Genomic DNA, 10182 nt, shown 5'->3' on the forward strand with positions numbered 1-10182 from the left:
AGGCGCCCTTTTTTCCGGCTTGGACCGACCTGGGCCGGCTTGCCTTAGCGCGGCTTCTTCGTGTCCTTCATGTCCTGCTTGGCGTCGCCGTACGCGGCCTGGGTGCGGCCGGCCACTTGCTGCGCCTTGCCCTTCATTTCCGTCGTGGTCTTGCCGGTCATCTTGCCGGCGACTTCCTTGGCCTTGCCCTTGGCCTCTTCCACACGGCCCTTCACTTGATCCTTGTTCATGGTGAGGTCTCCATCGGTCAGGTTGAGACAGTCCGCGCCCGGATTCCGGTATCCCGGGGGCACGGCGCTAATGGACAGTGTAGGAAGGCTGGCGCCCGGCGGGTGTAGGACTTCTTCCCAATGGGCTGTCGGCGCGGAACCCGCCTAGACGTCGTCGCTGGCGGCGGGCTGCGTGGACGGATCCGCGTCGATCCAAACCTTGGTAGACGCCCCCACGCGCGTGAGCCGCATCTGGTAGGCGTAGCGCTCCGGGTGATACAGGCCCACCAGGAACTGCACGGCCCGGCCGTTGCGGTCGCTGGCCACGCGGGACACGCGCAACAGCGGCACGCCGGGTGCGATGCGCAGGATGCGGGCCACGTCCAGGTCCGCCGCCGCCGCGCCCAGCGTCTGCTCGGCGGAGACCACCTCCACGCCGTGTTGCTCCAGCGCCACGAGCATCGGGGTGTCCTGGAGGGTATGGCGATCGATGGCCACGGCGAGGTCGGCGGGCAGGAAGACCTCGGTATAGGCGATGGGATGGGTCTTGAACTTGCGCACCCGCACCACCTTGAGCACCGGCGCGCCGGGCGGCAGGCCCAGCGCCGCGCTGACCCGGGCGGGGGCCGCCATCTGGCGCCATTCGAGCACGGAAACCCGCGTGCGCAGGCTCATGCTGACGATGTTGTCGAGCAGGCCGCCGCCGTGCGACGTACCCAGCGCGGCGCCGGGCGGGGCCTCGTGGCGCGCGGACGGCACGGTCGGCACCGTGCCCTTGCCGCGCAGCCGGGCCACCAGCCCCTCCTCCTGCAGCCGCGCCAGCGCAGACCGCACCGTCACGCGCGCCACGCCGAATTCCTCGGCCAACTGACGTTCGCCGGGCATGGGCAGCCCGCTCTCGTAGAAGCCGGCGCGGAGGCGGTCACGCAGGATCAGGCGAACCTGCTGGAACCGGGGCAGCGTGATGTCGACATCGGGCAACATGGCAGGTGGCTTAACAAAGTGGCGTAACGAACATCTCGCCACGGTACGCGCGCCGCGCCCCCTCCGCAACCTCGGCAACCTCCCCCTTATTCGTAGCGCTTGCCCAGCGCCAGCATCTCGGGCGTGCCGATCACCTCGTTCAGCTCGGCAAACGTCAGCATCTTGGGCAGGTACGGCGTGGTGGTGCCGTGGGCGGCCAGGCTGCCGAGGTAGTCGCGCAGCGCGAAGCTGAGCGCCCGCGCCGTGCCGCCGGGGAAAATCACGATGCGGAAGCCGATTTCCTCGAGTTCCGCCGCCGGCAGGACAGGCGTCTTGCCGCCTTCGACCATATTGGCCAGCAGCGGCGCGCGGTGGCCGAGCCGGGCGATGGCCGTGCCCATGTCCTCGCGGCTGCGCAGRGCCTCCACGAACAGCACGTCGGCGCCGGCATCGGCGAACATCTCCGCCCGGGCCAGCGCGGGCTCCAGGCCCTCTACCGCCACGGCGTCCGTGCGGGCGACGATCAGCGTGTTGGCGTCACGGCGGGCGTCGCAGGCGGCGCGGATCTTGCCGGCCATTTCCTGGGCCGAAATCAGCGTCTTGCCGTCCAGGTGGCCGCAGCGCTTGGGCGCCGCCTGGTCCTCGAACTGGATCGCCGAGGCGCCGGCGCGCTCCAGCACCCGCACGGTCTGCATCACGTTGAGCGCGTTGCCGAAGCCCGTGTCGGCATCGACGATCAGCGGCAGGTCCACTCGTTCGCGGATATTGCGCGTGACCGACGCCACGTCGTCCAGCGACAGGAAGCCGATGTCCGGCCGCCCGAAGCGCGTGTAGGCGATGCTGGCGCCGGACAGGTAGGCGGCCTGGAAGCCGGCCTGCTCCACCAGCAGCGCCGAGAAGGCGTCGTACACGCCCGGTGCGGTGACGATACCCGGCGCCTGCAGCCGTTCCTTGAGATTCATGGTGTTGCCTCCGTGAGGGACTGTCCGATTTGTCGTGCCGCGAGTTTACGCGCGAGATGTGGCACCAGGCCACCATCGCGAATCATGGCGACCAGGTGTGGCGGAATCGATTCGCAGGCGAGCACCGCGCCGGTCTCGGCCACATGCACCCGCGCGGCGTCGATATCGGCATGCACGCGCTGGCCTGGCTGCACCACGCCCGCCGCCGGGCAGATCAGCAGCGGCAGGCCGAGGTTGAAGCCATTGCGATAGAACAGGCCGGCGAACGCGGGTGCCACGACGGCGGCCACGCCCAGGTGGCGCAGCACCTCGACAGCCTGCTCGCGCGAGGATCCGGCACCGAAGTTCCGTCCGCCGATCACCACATCGCCCGGTTGCACCGCCTGCGCGAAGGTGGGATCGAGCGCTTCCAGGCAGTGTTTGGCGATCTCGCCGATGCCGTATTTCATATAGGCGCCGGGCGCCAGCAGGTCGGTGTTGACGTCATCGCCGAAGACCCAGGCGCGGCCGAAGACGGGTTTCTGGGGGGCGTTCATGCCATGACCTCGCGGGGATCGGTGATGCGGCCGGCGATGGCCGAGGCTGCCACCGTGTAGGGCGAAGCCAGATAGACCTGCGACGAGGCCGCGCCCATCCGCCCCTTGAAATTACGGGCGGTGGTGCTGATGGCCACGGAATCCTCACCGAAACGGTGGGCGCCGTAGCCGGCGCAGGCGCCACAGGCATTGGGCAGCAATTCGGCCCCGGCGGCCTCCAGCGCGCCGAGCGTGCCATCGGCGGCGGCCCGGGCCTGATCGGCCGCGCTGGCCGGCGCCACCAGCAGGCGCACGCCCTTGGCCACGCGCTGGCCGCGCAGCACGTGGGCCGCCATCCGCAAATCTTCGAGCTTGGCGCCGGTGCAGGCGCCGATATAGGCGATATCGACCGAGACATCGGCGAACACGCCGGCGTCATCGGCACCGGCCGGGCTGTGCGGGCGGGAGACCTGCGGGGCCAGCGCGGCGGCGTCGAAACGGTGCTCGGCCAGGCACGGCGCGTCCGCGTCGGACTGCCACGCGGCCAGGTCGATCTGGTCAGCATCGGCCACGCCCACGCGGGCGAGCCAGTCCCGCGTAACGGCATCCGGCGCGATCAGGCCGACCTGCGCGCCCAGTTCGACGGTCATATTGGACAGCGTCATGCGCTCCTGCATCGGCAGCGCGCGTACCGCCTCGCCCGTGTATTCGACGGCCTGATACTGGCCGCCATCCATGCCGAGCTGCGTGCACATGCGCAGCATCATGTCCTTGGCCGAAACGCCCGGCTGGAGCCGGCCATGCCAATGCAGGCGGATGGTCTCCGGCACGCGCACCCAGATCTCGCCCGTGACCAGCACGCCCAGCATCTCCGTGGCGCCGATGCCGAACATGTACGCGCCGAACGCGCCGCCGGTGCACGAATGGCTGTCGCCGCCCACCGCGAACATGCCGGGGCGCAGGTAGCCCTTCTCGGGCAGCACCACGTGGCAGATGCCTTCCATGTCGTGGAAGCGCGCCACGCCGGCGGACTTCACCCAGTCCCGCGCGAGCTGGACGATGGCCCGGCTGTCCGCGTCATGGGCGGGCACGTAGTGGTCGGTCACCACCACGACCTTGTCCGGGTCCCAGACCTTGGCACCGAGCTTCTCGAGCATCGGCTTCACGCGCCGGGGGCCGCCCGAGTCGTGCATCATCGCCAGGTCCACGCCACACGTGACGATCTCGCCCGGGGACACATGCTGGCGCCCCGTGGCGCGTGCCAGCAGCTTCTGCGCTAACGTCTGCGGCGCGATCTGCGGCGAATTTTCGGTCATTCCCACTTATTCCACCTTCGTGCCAGACGCCTGAATCACCTTGGCCCAGTGCTGGATATCGTTGCGGACAAACTGTCCAAACTGCTGCGGCGTCATGCTCACCGCCGTGGCCGCCTCGGTCTCCATGCGCTGCCGGTAGGCCGGGTCTTCCACGGCCACGCGCACGGCGCGATAGAGCTGGTCGACCGTGGCCGGCGGCAGCTTGGCCGGGCCGAACAGGCCAAACCACGCGCTCGACTCGAAGCCCTTCACCGTAGCGGCGATGGCCGGCACGCCGGGGAACTGCGGCAGCGGGTCCTTGCTGCTGACGCCGAGGATCTTGATCGCGCCGCTGCGCGCGTGCGGCAGCACGTTCACGGTGCTCGCGAACATCAGGTCCACCGTGCCGCCGAGCAGGTCGGTCAGCGCGGGATTGGTGCCCTTGTAGGGGATGTTGAGGATGTCCGTGCCGGTCTGGAGCTTGAACTGCTCGCTGGCCAGATGCAGCGACGAGCCCTGCGCGCCGATGGCGAAACTCAGCTTGCCGGGGTTGCGCTTGGCATAGTCGATCAGGCCGGCCGTGGTGTCGAACGGCGCGTTCTTGCGCGCCACCAGCACGCTGGGCACCCGCGCCACCATGGTGATGGGTGTGAAGTCACGCACGGCATCGAACGGCAGGTTCTTGTAGAGCGAGGCGTTGATCGTGTGGCCGGTGAAGCTCATCAGCAGCGTGCTGCCGTCCGGCGTGCTGCGCGCCACGTACTGCGCCGCGATATTGCCGCCCGCGCCGGGCCGGTTGTCCACCACCACGGTGCGATGGAGCGAGTCCCCCATCGAGCGGGCGATCAGCCGGGCCAGCGCGTCGGTGGTGCCGCCCGCCGGGCTGCCCACGACGATGGTGATGGGCTTGTCCTGCGCCATGGCCAGCGGGGACGCGGTCATCGCCACGGTGGCCACTGCGGCCACGGCGCAATGGCCGAGGAATCGGCCGAGGAATTGTCGTCGATTGGGGTGCACGTCCTGTCTCCGGTGGGTATCGGTGTTATGGAGACTGACTCTAGGGGAGCGGCCGGGGCGGTTCAATGGGACCAGCTGGTCCTATCGGCAGGACCGGCTGTTCCGCTCGAAGTTCCGGGCGGGGTGGCACGCAATCTGCACATGGCGGAGACCTGGCCCGAATGGGCTCACTCACCTGGGAGATTCCATGCTTCATGGCGACGTGCAGGACAAGCACCAGAAAATGCACCGTTTGCGCGCCAAGCCGCGCCGGGTCTGGACCCATCCGCTGATCCTCGGCGGCATCGCGCTGATGCTGGCGGCCTACATCGCCACGTACTGGTAGGGCCGGGTAAGCCTTACAACGTTGGGTAACGGCTACCGCTCATTGGGCCGCGCACCGCGGGCATTGGCGAGCGGGTCGAGGGTCCAGTAGCGCTCCGGCACGCTGATATCGGCCAGTTGCTGGGCATTGAACAGCCGCAACTGGCTCTCGTAGGCTTCCACGGCCTGCGACTTGCGGTGCTGCTGCTGGGACACCGGCAGGTGCACGGGCGCGGCAACCAGGCCCTCCTGCCACCATCCCGCCAGGCGGCTCTGCACCGCGCCGGGCATGCAGCGGTGGATCGCGTCTTCATAGAACAACCACGGCTGGGGGGCGGGGATCAGCGTCTCGGCGTCGCCGGCGGCCAGCGCCGACTGGTCTACCGCTACGGCCTCGCGCAGCAGCATGCAGGCGGCGTTCACGAGGACGTGGTCGGGGTGATACACGCCCATCGGCGCGACGATGGTGGCGCGCTGCTGCAAGGACAGCAGGCGGCCAAGGCGCACGGCGATGTCCACCGCGCTGCGCCGCTCGCCGTACTGGCCATCGAGAAAGTCCAGCCAGACCGGCTCGGCACCCAGTCGCCGCAAGGCACGCCCATCCTCCTGCCGCCGCGCTCGCACGGCCTGGGCGCCGCTGGTGAACCCGGCGGCAAGGTCCCATTCCGGCGCATCAAGTGTTGCAGCAGGCTCGCCGGCAAAGACGGTCACGACCAGTGCCGCTGGGCACGCGGCGATCAGGTTGCCGCAACTGAACACGGCATCGTCCAGGTGCGGCGAAATCACGATGATCGAGGCAGGAATGTCCATGGTGTCAGGGCTACGCGCTGTCCGTTCTCGGCTGCGGCGGCCCAGTCCGCATCTCCATCCACGCGTACAGCGCGGAGGCGAAGACCATCGGGATCAGGTAATACAGCGCGCGGTAGACGATCAGCGCCGCCAGCAGCGTGTGCTGGGGCACCTGATTGCCCAGCAGCAGCACGAACACCGTCTCCAGCACGCCGAGGCCGGCGGGAATATGCGCCAGCGCGCCCGCCACGCTGCCAATCAGCAGCACGCTCAGCACTGCCGCCAGGTTGACCTCCTTCGGCAGCAACAGGTTGATGATGGCGGCGAGCGTGATCCAGTTGGTGATCGACAGCGCGCTTTGCAGCAGGGCGAAGCGCAGGCTGGGCAGGCTGAACACGTGCCCGCGAATCTTGATGCGGCGCCGCGTAGCCTTCGCGCAGGCCAGCCAGTACGCCAGCCCGGCGAGGAACATCAGCACGCCCAGGCCACGCAGCGCCAGTTCGCTGATGCCCCAGGCGGGCGGCAGCCCCGGCGGATACAGGCTGAAGACGATGCCGGCGATCAGCATGTAGCCAGTCCAGTTCGTGACAATGGCGATGGTGTAGACGCCAGCGACCTGCGAGCCGCTGACCTCGGCCTTCGAATAGAGCCGCAGCCGCACCCCGAGACCGCCCACCACGGCGCCGATATTGAGGTTGAAGATGTAGGCGATGAACGCGGTCAGCATCACGCGCACCGTCGACAGGTGGTGACGCGTGTAGTGGCGGCCGAGCAGGTCGAACGAGGCGTGGAGCAGGAAGCTCACGCACGCCAGCCCGGCGGCTGGCAGCAGCGTGCGGGCATCGTAGCCCTTCAGCGACTGCCACACCTTGGTCCAGTCAATGCCGCCCAGCGCGCGGAAGATCAGCACCGCCACCAGCACGACGAAGGCCACGCCGGCCACCCGTTTGACGGCTTTCCAGGGAATGCGCCGGCGCGCCTTGGCGATCATCGTCATGGGCAATCCTGTTCGCGCGGGGGCGTGGGCACGCCGGCTTGCCAGCCGGACGGGGGCGCGTCCAGCGTCGGCGTCAGCAGCTTGGGCGTATGCGCCGGCAGCCACCCCGCCCAGGCCGGGAAGCGCCGCAGCGCGTGAAAGACCAGCGCCGTGGCCAGCCCTTGCCAGCGCGGGCGGATACGGTCCGGCGTGGCCGGCACTTCCTGGCAGCTGCTTTCCATGCGCGTGCGCAGGTTCTGCTTCAGCGCGGCGGCAAAGTCCGCGTCGCGGATGATGAGGTTGGCTTCGAGGTTCAGGAACAGGCTCAGCGGATCGAGATTGCTCGATCCGACCGTCGCCCAGTCGTCATCGACCACGGCGACCTTGCCGTGCAAGGGCCGCTCGCAGTACTCGAAAATGCGCACGCCAGCCTCGCGCAGGTGGGCGTACAGCATGTCCACGGTGCGCTTGACCCACATCATGTCCGGGTTGCCCTGGACGATCAGCTGCACGTCCACACCGCGCCGGGCGGCATCGCAGATCGCCTGGAGCAGGCGGTAACCGGGCAGGAAGTAAGCATTGGCGATGATCAGCTCGCGCTCCGCACCACGGATGGCCAGCAGGTATTGGCGCTCGATGTCGCGGCGGTGGCGGTCGTTGTCACGCGTGACGAGGAGCGCGGTGCCGGGGCCAGCGGGCGCACCAGCCTCGCTCACCCGGCGTACCGGACGCCGGGGCGGCGCCTTTGGGCCGGGTGAGCTGGCGTGGATGGCGTCCAGCAGGAACTCGTGGATTTCACGCGCGGCGGGGCCTTGCACCTCGACCGCATAGTCCTGCTTGGCCAGCGGGCCGGAATCGATCAGGTGCTGGACCGAGACGTTGATGCCGCCGACAAAGGCCACGCTGGCATCCACGGCGACCAGCTTGCGGTGCAGGCGCCGGAACAGGTTGGTACGCATGCCAACCAACCTCCGGCGGGGCGAGAACAGATGGACGACCACGCCGGCCTCCACCAGTCCGCCCAGGAATGCGGGCGACAGATCGGCCGAGCCGAAGCCGTCGACCGTCAGCGCCACGCTGATGCCCCGGCGCGCCGCCGCGATCAGCGCGTCGCGCAGCGGCTGGCCGACCTCGTCATCGAACAAGATGAAGGTCTCCAGCAGCACGCTTTGCTGCGCGCCTTCGATGGCCGCCAGTACCCTCGGGAAGTATTCTTCCCCGTTTTCGAGTAGGCGGAACTGATTTCCGGTTGTCCATGTGGGGCCCATCTCAGGCACCAAGCACGAACGGTGCCTGCGGGCGACGGGCCGCGCCGGGCCTTGCGGAACAAGGCGCTGGCACGGGAAAGTGGCAAGAACGTTGCAGCGATTACCGGGTGGGGCTACCTGTGGCTGCAATTGAGCGCTGGAGCGGACGTCACTTTTCGAGATCGACGTGCAGGTAGGCTAGAAGGCGTTCGGGCGCGGGCGGAGGGTTGTCGATACGGCGTCCCAGAGGGCCAGCGCCTGCGCCTCGGTGAAAGCGGCTGGCGTTGACGGATCTTCACGCGAGGCAGGTCCACGATTGCGCATCGTCAGCGCGAAGTAAGGCGTGTCCGGGCTGCCGTCCGTCGCGCCGATCTCCAGCCGGAACAGATGTTCCTGCTCCCCTGCCGTGCCCGCCGGCCTGCCGATCAGCCATTCCTCGCCCAGTTCCATCGGCAGCCTGACGACGCCCTTCCGCAGGGTGCGCCAGCCGTCCGGTGCACCCGTGGCCGCATCGAACCCGTCTCGCTCAAGCAGCGACGGGGCTTCATGCAGGCTGGAATGCGTGAGGATGTGGAACGAGACGCCGGGGTAGGACGGCAGATCGAAGCGCACATCGACATACTCGTACGGCCTGGATTTGCCCAGCAGATAGCCGCCGGGAATGCAGAGCGCGGGCTTCGTCGGAACACTGCCGGCGGGGAGACCTCGAAAGCTGTCCAGCATGTTCAGCACTTCAAAGCGGCGCTGGGGAACGTTGTTCTTGACCGTCACGTTGCCAACGAGCGGGTTGGCGGACTGGTCCGGGTCGGTGAAATCCCAGGCCTCGCGCTGGATCTGGATGCGGACGCCGTTCTCCCAGCGATAGCCTTCCAGCGTCCGCCTGGCCGGATCGGCGTCTACCGCGCCTCGGTGCATGAAGTAGCCTGGCTGCCCGTCTGGCGACGTCGTGTTCGCGTACAGGAAGGGATCGGCATCGACGCTCCTCACGGCCTTGAGTTCAGCGCCGCGCTTGGCGATCTCTGCCTGAAAGGCGTCGATGGCCATGGCTTGCGTGGAGATCATGATGCCGCGAATCTTCGTCGTGCCGCGCGTCGTCATGCCCGGCGGCATCTCCAGCAGGTAGCGTCCGACGCAATGGGGAATGAGCTTGTGGGTCAGCGCATCCACGGCCTGTTGTTCCGGCATGGACATCGTGGGGGCCTTGCCACAGGCCCCGAGCGCCAGGGTGGCGCAGAGTGTGAGGGCTGCTGCGGCGCGCGCTTTCACATGCACTCCACCGTCAGAAGGCATTCGGTCGGGGCCGCAGGGTTCGGGAGATGGCGTCCCAGACCGCGAGGGCCTCGGCGTCCGTCAGCGATGCACGTTCGAGCGGACGATCGTCCGGGAGCGGGTTCGCTGTCTCCATGTCGAGCCGTATGAAAGGCCCCTGTGCATCGGCCGTGAGCGCATTCGCTTCCAGCGCAAAGAGATGTCCGTCCACTTCCGTGGTGGGTCTTGGGCCTGCCAACAGCCATTCCTCGGCGTCAACGCCGGTCAATGCGACCTTTCCTTTACGAACCGTCCGACCGCCTTCGATCTGGGACAACGCCGCCTCGATCTGACGATGCCGCTGCAGGAGCGAACTCCTTTCAACGAGACTGGAGTCCGTCACGATGGTGAAGTCGACATCCTCATGGCTTGCAAGAAGGAACCTCGACTTAGTTCGTTCCTCCTCGCGCGCCTTGCCGCGGAGGAAGCCGCGAGGGAGACATAGCCCCGGCTCCGTTGGAATCTCGTCATCGGCCCGGCCGCGAAAATTCGTGAGCAGTTCAAAGACATGGTTGGCCTTTCGCGGCACACTGTTCTTGATTTCCATGCGCTGCACGATCGGGTTATCCGCCAGATCGGGGCTGGTGAAATCGGACGC

Annotated in this window: 12 protein-coding genes; 1 reads left to right on the forward strand and 11 read right to left on the reverse strand. The window is 68.0% G+C overall.

The features are described 5' to 3' along the window. Window positions 1-44: 44 nt before the first annotated feature. From AC1DEL_RS24675 to AC1DEL_RS24700, 6 genes are all read right to left on the reverse strand, one after another. Window positions 45-230: a CsbD family protein gene (locus AC1DEL_RS24675; protein WP_092301512.1), complete on the reverse strand. Its 186-nt coding sequence runs from the start codon at window positions 228-230 to the stop codon at window positions 45-47. Between the two features lie 144 nt (window positions 231-374). Next, the gene (locus AC1DEL_RS24680; RefSeq protein ID WP_441592528.1) at window positions 375-1193 is read right to left on the reverse strand and encodes a GntR family transcriptional regulator; all 819 of its coding nucleotides are present in this window, start codon (window positions 1191-1193) and stop codon (window positions 375-377) included. 86 nt (window positions 1194-1279) lie between these two features. Then, window positions 1280-2134, reverse strand: coding sequence for an isocitrate lyase/PEP mutase family protein (locus tag AC1DEL_RS24685; RefSeq protein ID WP_477107544.1), 855 nt, complete (start codon window positions 2132-2134; stop codon window positions 1280-1282). Beyond that, the gene (locus AC1DEL_RS24690) at window positions 2131-2670 is read right to left on the reverse strand and encodes a LeuD/DmdB family oxidoreductase small subunit (protein ID WP_477126317.1); all 540 of its coding nucleotides are present in this window, start codon (window positions 2668-2670) and stop codon (window positions 2131-2133) included. The genes AC1DEL_RS24685 and AC1DEL_RS24690 overlap by 4 nt, the downstream gene beginning before the upstream one ends. Further along, window positions 2667-3965, reverse strand: a complete 1299-nt coding sequence (locus AC1DEL_RS24695) for a 3-isopropylmalate dehydratase large subunit (RefSeq protein WP_441592525.1) — start codon at window positions 3963-3965, stop codon at window positions 2667-2669. The genes AC1DEL_RS24690 and AC1DEL_RS24695 overlap by 4 nt, the downstream gene beginning before the upstream one ends. Window positions 3966-3971: 6 nt before the next feature. Beyond that, on the reverse strand, window positions 3972-4886 hold the full coding sequence (locus AC1DEL_RS24700) for a tripartite tricarboxylate transporter substrate binding protein (RefSeq protein WP_092301578.1): 915 nt from the start codon (window positions 4884-4886) through the stop codon (window positions 3972-3974). Between the two features lie 262 nt (window positions 4887-5148). Between AC1DEL_RS24700 and AC1DEL_RS24705 the strand changes: the two genes are divergently transcribed. Next, a complete protein-coding gene (locus AC1DEL_RS24705) occupies window positions 5149-5286 on the forward strand; it encodes a hypothetical protein (RefSeq protein WP_177220020.1) in 138 nt (45 codons plus the stop codon). Window positions 5287-5318: 32 nt separating this feature from the next. Here AC1DEL_RS24705 and AC1DEL_RS24710 read toward each other — a convergent pair whose 3' ends face one another. From AC1DEL_RS24710 to AC1DEL_RS24730, 5 genes are all read right to left on the reverse strand, one after another. Beyond that, window positions 5319-6074, reverse strand: a complete 756-nt coding sequence (locus AC1DEL_RS24710) for a PIG-L deacetylase family protein (RefSeq protein ID WP_477126318.1) — start codon at window positions 6072-6074, stop codon at window positions 5319-5321. 10 nt (window positions 6075-6084) lie between these two features. Then, window positions 6085-7050: a lysylphosphatidylglycerol synthase domain-containing protein gene (locus tag AC1DEL_RS24715; RefSeq protein ID WP_477126319.1), complete on the reverse strand. Its 966-nt coding sequence runs from the start codon at window positions 7048-7050 to the stop codon at window positions 6085-6087. Beyond that, on the reverse strand, window positions 7047-8297 hold the full coding sequence (gene clsB / locus AC1DEL_RS24720) for a cardiolipin synthase ClsB (RefSeq protein WP_477126320.1): 1251 nt from the start codon (window positions 8295-8297) through the stop codon (window positions 7047-7049). Before clsB ends, AC1DEL_RS24715 begins: the two co-directional genes overlap by 4 nt. A gap of 177 nt (window positions 8298-8474) precedes the next feature. Beyond that, the gene (locus AC1DEL_RS24725; RefSeq protein ID WP_477126321.1) at window positions 8475-9542 is read right to left on the reverse strand and encodes a T6SS immunity protein Tli4 family protein; all 1068 of its coding nucleotides are present in this window, start codon (window positions 9540-9542) and stop codon (window positions 8475-8477) included. 13 nt (window positions 9543-9555) lie between these two features. Beyond that, a partial coding sequence (locus AC1DEL_RS24730; protein ID WP_477126322.1) for a T6SS immunity protein Tli4 family protein occupies window positions 9556-10182 on the reverse strand: 627 nt, incomplete at its 5' end.

The organism is Cupriavidus sp. 10L43_2, assembly GCF_056395265.1.